The following is a 15,608-nucleotide window of genomic DNA, read 5'->3' as shown; positions in this document are numbered from 1 at the left end:
CTCCTGAAAGAAGTGAGTGGGTCAGCGCGCTGCGCTGAGGTGAAGGGTGTGGTGCGCCGGGCGCGCGGGCGGGCCTCGCCTCGCGTGCATCCGGCTCAACAGCACCCGCACCTGCGGCACGCCCGGCGCCGGAGCGGGCGCGACGGGCAGCGGGACCGGCGGCGGGAGCGGTCCGAACAGGACCGGGAGCAGCAGTGACAACCGCGCGGCGGCGACGTCCAGCAGCGCTTCGGCGTGCGCCAGCAGCAGTCCGGTCACGACGGTCGCGCCCGCGTGGGCGGCGAACATCGCGCCGGGCATGTCGCCGGCGTGCGGCATCAGCTCGTCGAGCACGACGTGCATCAGCAGCTGGGCCGCGCCGAGGACGGCGAGCACGCCGACCGGGCCGCGGGTGCGGTCGGCCAGCGCGGTGCCGGTCCAGCCGACGAGCAGGACGAGCAGCAGCGTCAGCGCGGTGTCCGGCAGGCCGCCGTGGGCGAGCGCGTGCGCGCTGACGGCCAGGCCGCCGGAGGTGAGCGCGAGCAGGACGCCGCGCACGGTGCGTGACGCTCCGTGTCGCTGGGGTCGCTTGCTCACCGATCCAGGGTAGGAGACCGGGAATGATCATGCGACGGCGTCCCGGGTGGTGAACGCTGGGAGCGGTCCGGAAATCGGTGCTCAATGGACCGTCACCCGGTGTCGGTAGTTGAGACTTTCACGTTTTTCGGCAACGGTGGGTAGGCCGGACGAGTGAACGACGAACCGGGAGGAGGCGGCCACCGGGGATGAACCTGTTCGAATACGTGGCCGATCGGTGGAGCAGGCTCGGGCTGCAGGCCTGGCTCCACGTGAGCGCCGTGGTGCAGTGCACGATCATCGCCGCCGTCATCGGGGTGCTGATCGGCGTCGCGGTCTACCGCAGCCCCATCGGATCGGCCCTGGCCACCGCGCTGGCCAGCACGGTCCTCACCATCCCGTCGTTCGCGCTGATCGGGCTGCTGATCCCGGTCGTCGGGCTCGGCGTCGCGCCCAGCGTGATCCCGCTCGTGCTGTACGCGCTGCTGCCGATCGTGCGCAACACCATCGTCGGGCTGAGCGGGGTCGACCCCGCGGTCACCGACGCGGCCAAGGGCATCGGGATGAGCCGGTTCGGCGTGCTCACGCGCGTCGAGCTGCGCCTGGCCTGGCCCGCGATCCTGGCCGGCATGCGCGTGGCGACCCAGATGCTGATGGGCATCGCGGTGATCGCCGCCTACGCCAAGGGGCCGGGGCTGGGGTCCGAGGTGTTCGCCGGGCTGACCAACGCCGGCAGCACCAACTCCATGAGCCAGGCCCTCACCGGCACGATCGGCGTGGTGGTCCTCGCGCTGATCCTCGACGGCATCTACGTCCTGATCTCCCGCTTCACCGTTCCCAGGGGTGTCCGTGTCTGAAACCATCGAATCTCCCGCACAGGCCGAATCCGGCGCGGTGTCCGGCGTCGAGATCCAGCTGGAGCACGTCACCAAGCGCTACCCCGGCTCGCGCCAGCCCGCGGTCGACGACGTCACCATGACGATCCCGGCTGGGAAGATCGTGATCCTGGTCGGCCCGTCCGGCTGCGGCAAGACGACCACGATGCGGATGATCAACCGGCTGATCGAGCCGACGTCCGGCCGGATCACCATCGGCGGTGAGGACGCGCTGAGCCTCAACCCGGACCGCCTGCGCCGCAAGGTCGGCTACGCGATCCAGCAGGCCGGGCTGTTCCCGCACTTCACGGTGGCGGAGAACGTCGCGGTCGTGCCCGGGCTGCTCGGCTGGGACAAGAAGAAGATCGCCGACCGCGTCGACGAGATGCTCGACCTGGTCGGGCTCGACCCGGCCCAGTTCCACGACCGGTTCCCGCGCCAGCTCTCCGGCGGCCAGCAGCAGCGCGTCGGCGTGGCCCGCGCGCTCGCCGCCGACCCGCCGGTGCTGCTGATGGACGAGCCGTTCGGCGCGGTCGACCCCATCACCCGCGGCAACCTGCAGGACGAGCTGCTGCGGCTGCAGTCCGAACTGGGCAAGACGATCGTGTTCGTGACCCACGACTTCGACGAGGCCGTGAAGCTCGGCGACAAGATCGCGGTGCTCGGCAACCAGTCGAAGATCCTGCAGTACGACACCCCGGACGCGATCCTGGCCAACCCGGCCGACGACACGGTCGCCGGGTTCGTCGGCGCGGGCGCCTCGCTCAAGCAGCTCACCCTGCTGCGGGTGCGCGACGTCGAGCTGAAGCAGGACACGGTGACCGCGACGATCGGCGATTCGCCCGCCGAGCTGCGGCGGCAGATGACCGAGCAGCGCCGCACGTACGCGCTGGTGCTGGACCACCGCCGCCGCCCGGTCCGCTGGGTGCACGTCCGCGACCTGGGCAGCGCGACCTCGCTGGAGGGGGTCGGCAAGCCGATCGGCGACTACGTGAGCCTGCAGTCGACGCTGCAGGACGCGCTGGAGGCGATGCTCGTCGAGGGCGGCGGCGTGCCGGTCACCGGGGCGCGCGGCGAGTACGCCGGGATGATCGAGCTGGACACCGTGATGGGCACGATCCAGCGGCTGCGCGAGGAGCACTCCGACGACGGGGGGCCGGCGTGACCACAGCCGTCGACAAGGGGTTCACCACCGAATCCGGCTCTCGCCGCGCGGAACGGGCGCGGCTGCTGGTGCAGCCCGCGGTGGTCGTGGTGGTCGTCGCCGCGGTCGTGGCCTGGGCGCTGCTGCGGGACAACGACGCCATCGAGGCGCAGAACCTGAACGCCGCCCGGCTGCTGGAGGCCACGTGGCAGCACTTGCTGATCACGGTCGCGGTCGCGGTCATCGTGGTCGGCGTCGCGGTGCCGCTCGGCGCGGTGCTCACCCGCTCCTGGGCGCGGCCGGTCGCGCCGGTGTTCCTGACGATCGCGAACATCGGGCAGGCCGCGCCCGCGCTCGGCGTGATCGTGTTGTTCTTCCTGTGGACGCAGTGGGACGGGTTCTGGGTCGCGGTGCTGCCGATCGCGTTCTACTCGCTGCTCCCGGTGCTGCGGAACACGATCGTCGGCATCAACTCGGTCGACCCGGCGCTGATCGACGCCGGCCGCGGCATCGGCATGTCCGGCCGCGCGGTGCTGTTCCGGATCGAGCTGCCGCTGGCGGTGCCGCTGATCCTGGCCGGGCTCCGGACGTCGCTGGTGCTCGCGGTCGGCACGGCGACGCTGGCGTTCTTCGTGAACGGCGGCGGGCTCGGCGAGCTGATCGACACCGGGTACAAGCTCAACCGCGTTCCCGTGCTGGTCACCGGCGCGATCCTGGCGGTCGGCCTCGCGCTGCTGATCGACTGGCTGGGCGCGGTCATGGAACGCGTCTTCGGACCGAGGGGGCTGGCGTGAAGCGGTTCAAGGCGATTCTCGGCGCGGCGCTGCTGACGACCTCGCTCACCGCGTGCGGCCTGGACGTCAACGCGGCGCTGCCGTACGACGTGAAGCCCGGGTCGATCCGGCCGGTGCCGAGCCTGGAGGGCGTGGACATCGCGGTGGGGTCGAAGGACTTCACCGAGAACATCATCCTGGGTTACATGGCCGAGCTGGCGTTGTCGGCGGCCGGTGCGGACATCACCGACCTGACGAACATCAGCGGGTCGAACTCCGCGCGGCAGGCGCTGATCAACGGGCAGATCGACATCTCGTGGGAGTACACCGGCACCGCGTGGATCTCCTACCAGGGCAACACCGAGCCGATCCCGGACGAGAAGGCCCAGTTCGACGCGGCGAAGGCGGCCGACGAGGCGCAGTTCGGCATCACCTGGCTGGACTACTCGCCGGTGAACGACACCTACGCGTTCGCCACCACGGAGGCCTACGCGCGGCAGCACAACCTGCGGTCCAATTCGGACATGACGGAGTTCCTGAAGCAGCACCCGGAACAGGCGATCTTCTGCGTGGAGACGGAGTTCGCGAGCCGTCAGGACGGGATGCCGGGCGTGCAGCGGACCTACGGCTTCCCGACCACGGAGGTGAAGACGTTCGGCACGGGCGCGATCTACTCCGCGGTGGCCAGCGGCACCTGCAACTTCGGCGAGATCTTCACGACCGACGGCCGCATCGCCGGCCTGAACCTCCGCGTCCTGGCCGACGACAAGCGGTTCTTCCCGCAGTACAACGCGGCGGTCACGATGAAGAAGGAGTTCCTGGACGCGCACCCGGCGGTGCGCGGGGTGCTGGAACCCGTCGCGAAGGCGCTGGACAACCAGCAGATGATCGAGTTGTGCAAGCAGGTCGACGTCGACGGCCGCGACGCCGGTGAGGTCGCCCGCGACTGGATGGTCGCGAAGGGCTTCATCCAGTAGCTAGACGCCGAGGCGCTTGAGCAGCTGGCCCTCGATCCGCTCCAGCTCGGCCGTCACCGCCTGGTGCGCGGCCTTGCGACGCGTGCCGGGCATCCGCTCGGCGGCCCGTACCGCGGCGGTCAGCTGTTCGAGCGTCGCCTGCGAGTCCTTCGCGAAGCGGACGTCGTCGTCGCTCGCGCGTTCGGCCTTGCGCACCTCGGCCAGCGCCTCGGACGTGCCGGCGATGCGCGCCAGCAGGTGCGCGCCGCGGCCGGTGAACTCCGACAGCCGGTCGATCGGCACGCCGAGGCGCCGCGCCTGGTAGTGGTCGTAGGCGTCGCGGACCGCGCTCGCCGCCTTGACCGCGAGCGGTGCCAGCGCGGGTGCCACCGCGGGCACCACGATCTTCGCCACGGCGACCGCGTTCTTGGCCTTCTTCGGCGTGATGCCCGTCTCGGCCGGCATCTTGGTCTTCTTGCGAGCCATGGGCTGAATGTAGCGGCACGCACAAGCCGGAGCATGTCCGACACGTAATGCGCCGGTCACACTCGGCGCGGAACTGTCGGTGGTCCTCTCTAAAGTAGGTGTCATGGAACCTGAGGTGCTGCTCGAGGCCGGCGCGGTGAGCCGCTGCCGTCGTCGCGTGCACCTCGAACACGACCCGGCGATGCGCGAGGTGCCGCTGGCCCCGCCGGACCCGTCGGCCGAGCAGCGCATCGCCGACGCGGCCGCGCACCGCGCCGAGATCCGCGACCGGCTGATCGCGGCCAACCAGGGCGCGAGCTGGGTGGTCGTCGACCGTGAGCTGCCGCCGCCGGAGCGGGCCGCCGCGACCCAGCAGGCGATGGCGCAGGGCGCCGACTACATCTGGGGCGCGCTGCTGCCCGCCGACCGGGCCGGCCACCGCCGCGGCGGGTCCGAGCTGCTGGTCCGCGCCGAGGGCGGGTACCTGCCGGTGCTGGTGGTGCGCCACCGCATCACCGACCCGGGCGCGGGCGCGGTCACCACGCCGCCGCACGACCTCGACCCGCGGCACGCGATCCCCGACCCGGCGCGCCGGGTCCGCTCGCACCCGCGCGACCAGATGCGGCTGGCCCACCTGCGCCGCATGCTGGAGGCGCACGGCGTGGCGTCCGCCCGGCTGGTCGGCGGTGTCATCGGCCTGGACGCCGACGTGGTGCTGTGGCACGACCTGTCCGCCGCGACCTGGCCGAACGGCCGCACGGCGCTGACCGAGTACGACACGCGCTTCGCCGACCGGCTGGCGATCGCCGAGGCGGCCCGCAGCGGTGGCCCCGCGCTGGCCGAGCCGTCCCGTGTGCTGGAGTGCCGCACCTGCCCGTGGTGGCCGACGTGCGAGGCGGAGCTGACCGCGATGCGGGACGTGAGCCTGGTCGTGCGCGGTGAGGACGCGATGGAGCTGCGCCGCGCCGGGGTTTCCACAGTGGACAAGCTCGCCGCGCTGGACCCGGACGACGAGCCGCCGATCATCTGGACGTCCGGGCCGTTCGCCGACGCGGTCGCGCTGGCGAGGGCGTGGCTGGCGGACCTGACGATGGTGCGCCGCGTCCGCGAGGTCGAGGTGGCGCGGGCGGACGTCGAGGTCGACATCGACATGGAGTCCTTCGGCGAGTCCGGCGCCTACCTGTGGGGCTGCCTGCTCAGCGGCGCGGACATCGGGATCGAGCAGGGCTACCGCGCGTTCGTGACCTGGCAGCCGCTGCCGACCGGGGACGAGGCGCGGTCGTTCACGGAGTTCTGGACCTGGCTGCGGGAGGTCCGGGAACGGACCCTCGCCGCGGGCCTGACGTTCCGGGCCTACTGCTACAACGCGATGGCCGAGAACCGCTGGCTCTTCGGGTCGGTCGAGCGGTTCGGCGACCACCCCGGCATGCCTGCCAAGGCGGAGATCCAGTCCTTTGTGGACTCGGACGAGTGGGTGGACCTGTTCCGCAGCGTGTCCGACCAGTTCCTGTGCTCGCGCGGCAAGGGGCTGAAGGTGGTGGCCCCGGTGGCCGGCTTCACCTGGCGCGACCCGGAAGCAGGCGGCGAGGCGTCGATGCGCTGGTACCGCCAGGCGGTCGGCATGGACGGCGGCGAGCCGGACCTGACCCAGCGCGACCGACTGCTGCGCTACAACGAGGACGACGTGCGAGCCACGCACGCCCTGCGCGAGTGGATGACCACGACCGCGAACGGCATCCCGTTCATGGGCGACCTGTAGGTCATTGGGCGGTAGGCGCCGCCTGGTGGCGCTTCCCCTGGTGGTGGCGCGCCTGCGGACGCTGGGGCGCCACTGACCGCGCACTGCCGGGAGGCCGTTGGCTCGGCATGGCGGCCCTGCCTGCCCCGGCTGCGCCGTCCCCGCCGTGCGATCCGGGTCTCGGCTCGTGGGCCCGGTCTGGGCTGTGCCGTCCCCACCGTGCGATCCCGGTTTCGGCTCGTGGGCCCGGTCTGGGCTGTGCTGCCTGGGTCTCGGCTCGCGGGTCTGTTTGCCTGGGCTGTGCCATCCGCGCCGTGCGATCCGGGTTTCGGCTCGTGGGCCCGGTCTGGGCTGTGCTGCCCGGGTCTCGGCTCACGGGTCTGTTAGCCTGGGCTGTGCCGTCCCCACCGCGCGATCCCGGCCTCGGCTCGCGGGCCCGGTCTGGGCCGCCGGGTCTCGGCTCGCGTGCCTGCCTGGCCGGGCTGCGCCGTCCCGGTCTCCGTTCGCAGGCCTGCGGGGCCGCGCCGTCCCGGCCTCCGCTTGGGGGCTTGCCTGCCGGGCCGCGCCATCCTGGCCTTCGCCTACCGGCCTGCCCCGCGGCCGTCGGCTGGGCTTGCGGCCTCGCCTACCCGCGCTGCGCCATCCCCACCGCGCGATCCCGGCCTCGGCTCGCGGGCCCTGTCCGGGCTGTGCCGCCCGGGTCTCGGCTCACGGGCCTGCCTGGCCGCGCCATCCTGACCTTCGCCTACCGGCCTGCCCCCGGGCGGCGGCCTGCCTACCCACGCTGCCCATCCCCACCGCGCGCCCGTCAGCCGGAAGCCTCGGCCACGCGGAGGTAGGCGCTCAGCTGCGTGGCGGCCTCCAACATCGCCACTCCCTGCGCGGTCAGCTTCCCCTGCCACGCCGTCAAAGTGCCGGCCAGCGCCTCCGTCCCACCCGCGGCCCGGATCTGCCGCACCACCTCCGCGATGTGCTCCAGCAGGTAGCCGCCGCGGCGGAGCAGGTGCGCGAGTTCCGCGTCGCGGACGTCGGTGGGCTGGTAGAGGCGGTAGCCGGTCGCCGGGTCGCGGGTGGGCACGACGATGCCCGCCTCCTCCCACTTGCGCAGCGTCGCCGGCGTGACGCGCAGCCTCCGCGCGAGTTCGCCGATCGTCCGCGCCGGCCCTTCCGACACGGGCGGGGCTTCGGTCAGGTGGCCGACCGCCTTGCGCACCGAGTCCAGCGTCTCGCGGTCGCGCAACAGCTGGGCGTGCCCGCGGTCGACGAGCGTCAGCGCGTGGTCGAGCCTGCCCTCGTTCAGCGCGTTCATGATCTGCCCGGCCATCGCGTGCCCGTAGGCCCGGACGAGAGCGAGGAACGCCCGCAGCGCCGCGGCGTGCACCTCCGTGTAGACCCGGTACCCGCTGGGCGTGCGGTCGGCGCGCGGGAGGAAGCCGTCGCGCTCGTAGTTGCGCACCGCCTGCGTCGAGATGCCGTGCTCGCGCGCGAGATCCGCCGGTTTCAAGGTGACCACCGGTTGGAGACTTTAGCGCACTTCCACCAAGACCAAGCCAACAAAAGTCTCAACCGTTCTTTCAACGATACGATTGAGTCTCATGGACATTCGAGAACTACTCGCCCCGGACGTCGACTTCCTGGCCTTCGGCGAGCCCGCCCACCTGGAATCGGCCTTCGCCCTGATCCGCAACGAACTGTTCGCGGAGCTGGCCGGTGCGGTCACCGCGATCGCGCTGGAGACCGACCGCGTCGCCGCGCTCGCGGTGAACGAGTACGTCCAGCACGGCGTCGGTGACCTGGACACGGTGCTGCGCGAGGGCTTCTCGCACCGCTTCGGCGAGCTCGACAACAACCGACGGCTGATCACCTGGATGCGTGAGTACAACGAGACCGCCGAGCGGCCGCTCGCCTTCCACGGCTTCGACGTCGCCACCGAGATGATGAACGCGCCCAGCCCGCGCACCTACCTGGAGCACGCGCGGGACTACCTGGGCCTCGACCACGACATCGCGGCCCTCACCGGCGACGACGAGCGGTGGAACCGCACGGAAGCGGTGCTGAAGGCGACCGAATCACCCGGCGCCACGCCCGAAGCGGACCGGCTCCGCGTGATCGCCGACGACATGCTGGTCACCCTCTACGCCGGCGCGCCGATGCTGATCGCGGCGACCTCCCGCGCGCGGTGGGACCGGGCGCGGATCCACCTCACCGCGGGCCTCGGCCTGCTGCGGTACCACCGCCAGGCCGCGGAACCGGTCGACGACAGCGCCCGCTGGACCCGGATGAGCGCGTTCCGCGACGCGATGATGGCCCAGAACCTGCTCGACATCCGGGACGCCGAGCGCGGACCGGTCCTGGTGTTCGGCCAGAACCGGCACCTGCAGCGCAACGAGAGCCACATGCGGCTGGGCCCGATGGACATGAACTGGTCCAGTGCGGGCGCCATCGTCTCGTCGCTGGTGGGCGATCGGTACCGGCTGATCGTCGGCAGCCTGGGCAGCAGCAAGGCGATCGACCTCGGCGAGCCCGGGCCGGAGACGTTCGAGGGCCGGTTGCAGAGCCGGGTCGGCGAGTGGGGCCTGGTGCCGGCGCGCGAACTCCCTGCCGCGGAGACGCGCACCGACACCAACCCCATGCAGGGCTACTTCCCGCTGGACCAGGCCACGGTCGACGGCGCCGACGCGATCCTGCACGTCAGCGCCGGGACCGACACCCAGGCCCTGGTGCTGCGTGGCTAGCGCGGCGCCATTCGCAGCGAGCCGTCCATGCGGATGACCTCGCCGTTGAGGTAGTCGTGCTCCACGATGTTCACCGCGAGCTGGGCGTACTCGTCGGGCCGGCCGAGGCGCTTGGGGAACGGCACTCCCGCCGCCAGGCCGGCCCGGAACTCGTCGGAGACCGTCGCGAGCATCGGGGTGTCGATGATGCCCGGCGCGATCGTCATGACCCGGATGCCGTGCGAGGCCAGGTCGCGCGCCGCGGGCAGCGTCATCCCGGCGACACCGCCCTTCGACGCCGAGTAGGCGACCTGCCCGATCTGCCCGTCGAAGGCGGCGACCGACGCGGTGTTGATGACGACACCCCGGGCGCCGTCCTCGACGGGCTCGGTCTTGGCGATCGCCTCGGCGGCCAGGGTCGTCACGTTGAAGGTGCCGATCAGGTTGACCTCGACGACCTTGCGGAACAGGTTCAGGTCGTGCCTGCCCTTCTTGGACAGGATCCGCGCGGACGGCCCGATGCCGGCGCAGTTCACCACGACCCGCAGCGGCACCGACCCGCCCGCGGCCTGCTCCACCGCGGCCGCTACCTGGTCACCGTCGGTGACATCGGCCTCGACGTAGGTGATGCCCTCGACCTTCTCCGCCTTCTCGATCCCGGCGGCGAGGTCCAGCGCGAACACGTGCGCGCCCCGCTCGGCGAGCGCCTTCGCCGTCGCGCCACCGAGTCCCGACGCACCACCTGTGACGATCGCGGCGGTGTCCTTGATCTGCATGAACGGTTCCTTCCGTGGCCGGCCACTCTGCTCTGCACACGAGGTTAACGCTCGTTTTCCCCGGCCTGGCGTGGCCCTCCTCACCCGTCGCGCGACGTACCCGGCGCGGACGACTTCCGTTAGGACTGCGGTCAACTGCGGCTGTCACCGTCGGCAGCATGAGCGGAGCTCGCATCGTCGTGATCGGCACCGGATACGTCGGACTGACCACCGGGGCCTGCCTCGCCGCCCTCGGACACCAGGTGACCTGCGTGGACGTGGACGACGTCAAGGTGGCCCGGCTCGCCGCGGGACGGGTGGACATCCTGGAGCCCGGCCTGGAGGAACTGGTCACGCGCGGGCTCGCCGCGAGAAGGCTGCGGTTCGTGGTCGGGTCGCGCGCCGCGGTCGCCGGAGCGGACGCGGTCTACCTGTGCGTGCCGACCCCGATGGGCGCGGGCGGCGCCGCCGACCTCCGCGCCGTCGAAGCGGTGATCGCGGAGATCGCCGACGTCCTGCCGGCCGGGTGCGCGGTGGTCACCAAGTCGACCGTCCCGGTCGGCACCGCCCAGCGCATCCGCGCCCTGCTCGGCCGCGACGACGTGCCGGTGGTGGCGAACCCCGAGTTCCTGCGCGAGGGCACCGCGGTCGCCGACTTCATGCACCCGGACCGGATCGTCGTCGGCTCCGACGACGAGGCCGCCGCGCGCCGCATCGCCGACCTCTACCGCGACCTGTCCGCGCCGAACGTCATCACCGACGCCGCCAGCGCGGAGCTGGTCAAGTACGCGGCCAACTGCTTCCTCGCGATGAAGCTGTCCTACGTCAACGCGATCGCCGAACTGTGCGAGCGGCTCGGCGCGGACATCGTGTCGGTGACCGAGGGGATGGGCCACGACCGCCGCATCGGCCGGTCGTTCCTCAAGCCCGGCCCCGGCTGGGGCGGCTCCTGCCTGCCCAAGGACACGCACGCGCTGGTGCAGGTCGCCGAGTCCGTCGGGTTCGACTTCTCGCTGCTCACCGCGGCGATCGTGGAGAACATCGCGCAGCGGGACCGGATCGTCGCGAAGATCGCCGGCGCCGTGGGCGGCAGCCTGGCCGCCGCCCGGATCGGCGTGCTGGGCCTGGCGTTCAAGGCGGGCACCAACGACCTGCGCGACTCGCCCGCCCTGTCGGTCACCTCGATGCTCGCCGCGCACGGCGCCGAGGTGACGGCCTACGACCCGGCGGTGCGCGAGGCGCTGCCCGGCATGACCGTGGTCGACGACCCGTACCAGGTGGCCAAGGACGCGGACGCGATCGTCGTGCTCACCGAGTGGGCCGAGTTCACCAAGCTGGACTGGGGCTACGTGGCGGACCTGATGCAGGGCGACGGGGTGGTGGACACGCGGAACCTGCTGGAGCCGCGGACCATCACGGACGCCGGACTGTCCTATGTGGGCCTCGGCCGCCCCCGCCCGGCCCGCGTCGCCCTGCCGAGTCCGTCGGGTGTTGCCGGCTGAGCAGCTTGCGCCGCCGCGGGTTCTCAGACGTCCCCTCGCGAGGACAGCGCCGACGTGGTGAACTGGCGTTCATGAGGAGGCGATCCCACAGCGAGGGGGCGTCTGAGGTTCCGCCACCCGCACCGCTACGAAAGGCGGCCCATCGTCAGTCCGATCATGGCTGCCAGAGCCAGAACTCGATGCCCTGGTTGTCGATGCAGTCGGCCGTGAGCCCATACGGCTTGCGGTCCACTTCGGTCACCTGACCGCCCGCCGCACGCACGCGCTCCACCGCGGCGTGCACGTCGTCGACCGCGTACATCAGCTTCCAGCCGACCTGCCGCGGCCCGCCCCACAGGCCGCCTTCCAGACCTGGGCCCTCGAAACCCCAGGCGCGTTCGACGGATCCGCGGGAGAACTGCCACCCGAGGACGCTGCCGTAGAACGCTTTCGCGGCTTCGTCGTCCGGGACCTGGAAGGTGAAGTACATGGCCTGGCCGTGCCGCGCGGTGTCCTGGCCGCTCGCGCGGACCGGCGCCTGGGACAGCAGCCACCGCTGGCCGAAGGGGTCGCGGATCGAGCCGGACCGGCCGTGCCCGCGGTCGGACACCGGGTCGAGCACCTGCGCGCCCAGCTCGACGGCGCGCGCCACCGCGGCGTCCACATCGGACAGCTCGATCCGGATGCTCGCCCCGCCCGCGGCCGTGACGTGCCCGATCTCCGGGAACTCCTCGGCCAACATCAGGACGCTGTCGCCGATCGCCAGTTCGGCGTGCCCGATGCGGCCGTCCGGCATCACGATGGGGTCGCCGCGGCGTTGCGCGCCGAACGCTTCGACGTAGAAGTCCAGCGCCCGCCGCGCGTCGGACACGGCGAGGTACGGGGTCAGCGAGTGCAGTTCCGCCCGTGCGGGTGCTTCCGTGCTGGGCATCTCTCCTCCGTTCAACACAGCGCGACGCAGGCGCTCGCGCAGTTCGGCGGCGAACCGCGGATCGGGGGCGACCGGCTGGACCGGGGCGCGGAGTGCGTCGAATGGATCAGTCATCACGCACCTCCTTCTCCCGGTAGGCGGCCCGGAACGCGGATCGCGCCCGGACCAGCAGTGCTTCGGTGGCGTGCACGGTCCGGCCCATCAGGCGGGCGACCTCCGGCACCGGCAGACCGTCCAGGTACCGCAGCGTCAGCGCGGCCCGGTGGTGCGCGCCCAGCGACTCCAGCACCTCGCGGGCCAGCAGGGCGTCCAGTTCGGCGTCCCACGGGTCCACCGAATCGGCCTCGGACTCGTGCACCACGCGCAGCCCGCGTTCCTCGCGCTCCCGCCGCCGCCAGTGGTCGATCAGCTTGTGCCGCGCCACCCCGATGAGCCACGGCGTGCTCACCGGCGGCGCTCCCGGGTTCCGGCACGCGCTGACGGCGCCGAGGAACGTCTCCGAGGTCAGCTCCTCGGCCACGCCCCGGTCACCGCAGCGCGCGAGCAGGTAGCCGTACACCTCCGGCAGCGCCGTCTCGTAGAGGTCGAGCAGCGCGAAGGCCGGGTCCGGTCGTACCCGCGGTTCGCTCACACCCCCATCGTCGCCCGGGGGAGCGGTTCTCCGACGCCCTTCGCGCGGATTTTCAGCCGCGCGGGTCCGGCAACCGCCGCGCGGCGACCGCGGCGACGGCCATCACGGTCGCCTGCAGGCCGGTGACCAGCAGCAACGCGTCCTGCGCGCCCCACGTCCCGGCCAGCGCGACGTACAGCGTGCCCATGGTCGCGACGCCCAGCGCGAGCGCGCTCTGCTGGGTCGTGGTGAGCATCCCGCTGCCTGCGCCCGCGCTGTCCGCCGGGACCCGCGACAGGACGACCCGGAAGAGCGTCGGCCCGGCCAGTCCCTGCCCGGCGCCGGTCACCAGCATGCCGGGGACGAGGGCGAGGACGGTGACGTCCGGCCAGGCCAGCAGCACGGTGCCGATCAGGGTGAGCAGCCCGAGCACCTGCACGGCCGTGCCGAGCACGATGACGTGCCGCCCGAGCCGGGCCACGAACCGGCTGCTGAGCAGCGAGAACACCAGGAACGCGACGGCCATCGGGGTGAGCGCGAGACCCGACGCGAGCGGGCCCAGGTGCAGGCCGTCCTGCAGCACGAGCGCGTAGACGAACAGGAACCCGCCGAACCCGGCGAAGAACGGCACGCCGACCGCGAGCCCGCGGCGCATGCTCGGCATCCGCGCCAGCGACGGCGGCAGCAGCGGCGTCGCGCCCCGCGCTTCGAGCCGGCGTTCCACGGTGACGAACGCGGCCGCGCCGAACGGGACCGCGACGAGCAGCGCCCAGCACCACGCCGGCCAGTCGAGCGCCTGGCCCTCCAGCAGCGGCACGAGCAGCGCGAGCAGGGTCAGGCCGAGCAGGGCGGTGCCCCGCAGGTCCACGCCCAGCGGGTGGTTCGCCCTGGTGTCCGGCAGCAGACGGCGGGCCAGCACCAGGCCGAGCAGCCCGATCGGCACGTTGACCAGGAAGATCGGCCGCCAGCCGCCGCCGGCGAGGTCGACCGACACCAGGACCCCGCCGAGCAGCTGGCCGACGACCATCGAGATGCCGCCGGTGGCGCCGTAGTAGCCGATGGTGCGGGAGCGCCGCTCGCCGGAGGTGGTGGCCTGGATGATCGAGAGCACCTGCGGCACCACCAGCGCGGCCGCCGCGCCCTGGGCGACACGGGCCGCGACCAGCACGCCCGCGTTCGGGGCGAGCCCGCAGACCAGCGAGGTCAGGGTGAACGCGGCCAGGCCGAGGGAGAACACGCGGCGGTGGCCGAACGCGTCGCCCAGCCGCCCGCCGACGACCAGCAGGAGCGCGAACGCGAGGCCGTAACCGGCGACGATCCACTCCAGCGTGGCGGCGGTCGTGTGCAGGTCGGCATTGATCGTGGGCAGTGCGACGTTGACGATGTACAGGTCGATGGGCGCCAGCGCCGCCCCCAGGAGCACGGTGGCGAGCCCACCGCGGGTGAGTGCCTGCCGGGTCTCGGCCGGCGCCAGGGTTGTCGTCATGGTTCCACCGTGGGCTTCCGCGGAGCCTGGTACCAGATAGCGTTGATCCAGGTATCAGGACTACCTGGTAACAGGATCGGTGGCGTGCCAGGCTGGCAGCATGACCACCGCCGTGCGCATGTCCGCCGACGAGATCCGCCGCGCCGAGCTGGCCGCGTTCCTGCGCAGCCGACGGGAACGGATCTCGCCCGAGCAGGTCGGCCTGCCCGCGGGCGGCCGCCGCCGCACGCCTGGGCTGCGGCGCGAGGAGGTCGCGCAGCTCGCCGGGGTGGGGGTCACCTGGTACACGTGGCTGGAGCAGGGCCGCGACATCCACGCGTCCGAGCAGGTGCTCACCGCGGTCGCGCGGACCCTGCAGCTCGACCAGCACGAGCGCAGCCACCTGTTCACCCTCGCCGGCGCGCCCGAGCCGCCGATGGAGAAGGACTGCAAGGTCGTCACGCCGCAGATCCGGGCGATCCTCGACCAGCTGGAGCCCTTCCCCGCGGCGGTGCAGAACGCGCGCACCGACATCCTCGCCTACAACCGCACCTACGACTGGCTGATGGACGTCGGGAGCGTGCCGGTCGAGGAGCGCAACTCGATGCTGCTGGCCTTCACGAACCCGCGGTGGCGGGCGAGGCTGCGGGACTGGGAGGACGGCCTGCCGCGCTCGGTGGCGCAGTTCCGCGCGTCGATGGCCGAGCACGTCGCAGAGCCGGGCTGGAAGGCGCTGGTCAAACGCCTGCGACGGGAGTCCCCGGAGTTCGAGGCGATCTGGAACCAGCACGACGTCCAGCCGATGCGGAACCTCACGAAGTGCTTCGTGCACCCCGAGGCGGGCCTGTTGAGCTTCGACTACACGCACCTGTGGTTCGGCCGCCGCTCCGAGGTCCGCCTGACGACCTACACCCCCGCCGACAGCGAGACGGCTGCGAAACTCGTCGCCCGCTGATCTTGCGGAACCGGCCCAGGGGCTGGTTGCGTCGTACCCCGGGCAGATTGGGGGACGGATGACCGAGGGCAACCCGCTGGTCGCGGCGCCGGTGTCGACGACGACCGGGGTGACGGGGATCGGGATTCTGGAGTCGGCGCAGGACCTGTCCAACGGGATCAAGGACGGGTCGTGGGTCGAGGGCGGGCTGG

At 72.2% G+C, this 15,608-nt stretch carries 15 protein-coding genes; 8 read left to right on the top strand and 7 right to left on the bottom strand.

The genetic code is table 11. The features are described 5' to 3' along the window. Positions 1-21: 21 nt before the first annotated feature. Entirely contained in the window at positions 22-576 is a 555-nt protein-coding gene (locus L2C96_RS39850; RefSeq protein WP_372491317.1) for a hypothetical protein, read from the bottom strand. 188 nt (positions 577-764) lie between these two features. On the opposite strand from L2C96_RS39850, the gene L2C96_RS39845 reads away from it, so the two are divergent. The 4 genes from L2C96_RS39845 to L2C96_RS39830 are packed head-to-tail and all read left to right on the top strand — an operon-like array spanning position 765 to position 4,324. Beyond that, positions 765-1,412, top strand: coding sequence for an ABC transporter permease (locus tag L2C96_RS39845; RefSeq protein WP_020416315.1), 648 nt, complete (start codon positions 765-767; stop codon positions 1,410-1,412). 37 nt (positions 1,413-1,449) lie between these two features. Beyond that, a complete protein-coding gene (locus tag L2C96_RS39840) occupies positions 1,450-2,595 on the top strand; it encodes a betaine/proline/choline family ABC transporter ATP-binding protein (RefSeq protein ID WP_237339802.1) in 1,146 nt (381 codons plus the stop codon). Then, a complete protein-coding gene (locus L2C96_RS39835; protein WP_020416317.1) occupies positions 2,592-3,368 on the top strand; it encodes an ABC transporter permease in 777 nt (258 codons plus the stop codon). Before L2C96_RS39840 ends, L2C96_RS39835 begins: the two co-directional genes overlap by 4 nt. Beyond that, positions 3,365-4,324 (top strand): glycine betaine ABC transporter substrate-binding protein, encoded by a 960-nt coding sequence (locus L2C96_RS39830; protein ID WP_020416318.1) that lies wholly within the window; start codon positions 3,365-3,367, stop codon positions 4,322-4,324. The genes L2C96_RS39835 and L2C96_RS39830 overlap by 4 nt, the downstream gene beginning before the upstream one ends. Here the strand turns inward: L2C96_RS39830 and L2C96_RS39825 are convergent, their stop codons facing one another. Next, on the bottom strand, positions 4,325-4,789 hold the full coding sequence (locus tag L2C96_RS39825) for a DUF6474 family protein (protein WP_237339790.1): 465 nt from the start codon (positions 4,787-4,789) through the stop codon (positions 4,325-4,327). Positions 4,790-4,892: 103 nt separating this feature from the next. On the opposite strand from L2C96_RS39825, the gene L2C96_RS39820 reads away from it, so the two are divergent. Next, positions 4,893-6,527 carry a TM0106 family RecB-like putative nuclease gene (locus L2C96_RS39820; RefSeq protein ID WP_020416320.1) on the top strand — a complete coding sequence of 545 codons (1,635 nt, stop codon included), beginning with the start codon at positions 4,893-4,895 and terminating at the stop codon, positions 6,525-6,527. Positions 6,528-7,314: 787 nt separating this feature from the next. Here the strand turns inward: L2C96_RS39820 and L2C96_RS39815 are convergent. Then, positions 7,315-8,019 (bottom strand): TioE family transcriptional regulator, encoded by a 705-nt coding sequence (locus L2C96_RS39815; RefSeq protein WP_237339789.1) that lies wholly within the window; start codon positions 8,017-8,019, stop codon positions 7,315-7,317. Between the two features lie 82 nt (positions 8,020-8,101). On the opposite strand from L2C96_RS39815, the gene L2C96_RS39810 reads away from it, so the two are divergent. Beyond that, a complete protein-coding gene (locus tag L2C96_RS39810; RefSeq protein ID WP_237339788.1) occupies positions 8,102-9,241 on the top strand; it encodes an erythromycin esterase family protein in 1,140 nt (379 codons plus the stop codon). On the opposite strand, the gene L2C96_RS39805 is transcribed toward L2C96_RS39810, so the two are convergent. Beyond that, positions 9,238-9,996 (bottom strand): SDR family NAD(P)-dependent oxidoreductase, encoded by a 759-nt coding sequence (locus L2C96_RS39805; RefSeq protein WP_020416323.1) that lies wholly within the window; start codon positions 9,994-9,996, stop codon positions 9,238-9,240. The genes L2C96_RS39810 and L2C96_RS39805 overlap by 4 nt on opposite strands. 158 nt (positions 9,997-10,154) lie before the next feature. Between L2C96_RS39805 and L2C96_RS39800 the strand changes: the two genes are divergently transcribed. Then, entirely contained in the window at positions 10,155-11,477 is a 1,323-nt protein-coding gene (locus L2C96_RS39800) for a UDP-glucose dehydrogenase family protein (protein WP_237339787.1), read from the top strand. A 154-nt stretch (positions 11,478-11,631) separates the two neighbouring features. On the opposite strand, the gene L2C96_RS39795 is transcribed toward L2C96_RS39800, so the two are convergent. The 3 genes from L2C96_RS39795 to L2C96_RS39785 are packed head-to-tail and all read right to left on the bottom strand — an operon-like array spanning position 11,632 to position 14,483. After that, positions 11,632-12,501, bottom strand: coding sequence for a VOC family protein (locus tag L2C96_RS39795; RefSeq protein WP_237339786.1), 870 nt, complete (start codon positions 12,499-12,501; stop codon positions 11,632-11,634). Next, positions 12,494-13,018, bottom strand: a complete 525-nt coding sequence (locus tag L2C96_RS39790; protein WP_237339785.1) for an RNA polymerase sigma factor — start codon at positions 13,016-13,018, stop codon at positions 12,494-12,496. The genes L2C96_RS39795 and L2C96_RS39790 overlap by 8 nt, the downstream gene beginning before the upstream one ends. Before the next feature lie 52 nt (positions 13,019-13,070). Further along, positions 13,071-14,483, bottom strand: a complete 1,413-nt coding sequence (locus L2C96_RS39785) for an MFS transporter (protein ID WP_237339784.1) — start codon at positions 14,481-14,483, stop codon at positions 13,071-13,073. 100 nt (positions 14,484-14,583) lie between these two features. Between L2C96_RS39785 and L2C96_RS39780 the strand changes: the two genes are divergently transcribed. Then, a complete protein-coding gene (locus L2C96_RS39780; RefSeq protein WP_020416328.1) occupies positions 14,584-15,417 on the top strand; it encodes a helix-turn-helix transcriptional regulator in 834 nt (277 codons plus the stop codon). The last annotated feature ends 191 nt before the right edge of the window (positions 15,418-15,608 follow it).

It is taken from the genome of Amycolatopsis tucumanensis, assembly GCF_021654135.1.
Classification (GTDB): Bacteria; Actinomycetota; Actinomycetes; order Mycobacteriales; family Pseudonocardiaceae; genus Amycolatopsis_E; species Amycolatopsis_E tucumanensis.
The sequence above is the reverse complement of the archived record's forward strand: the minus strand, read 5'-3'. Positions and strand labels throughout refer to the sequence as shown.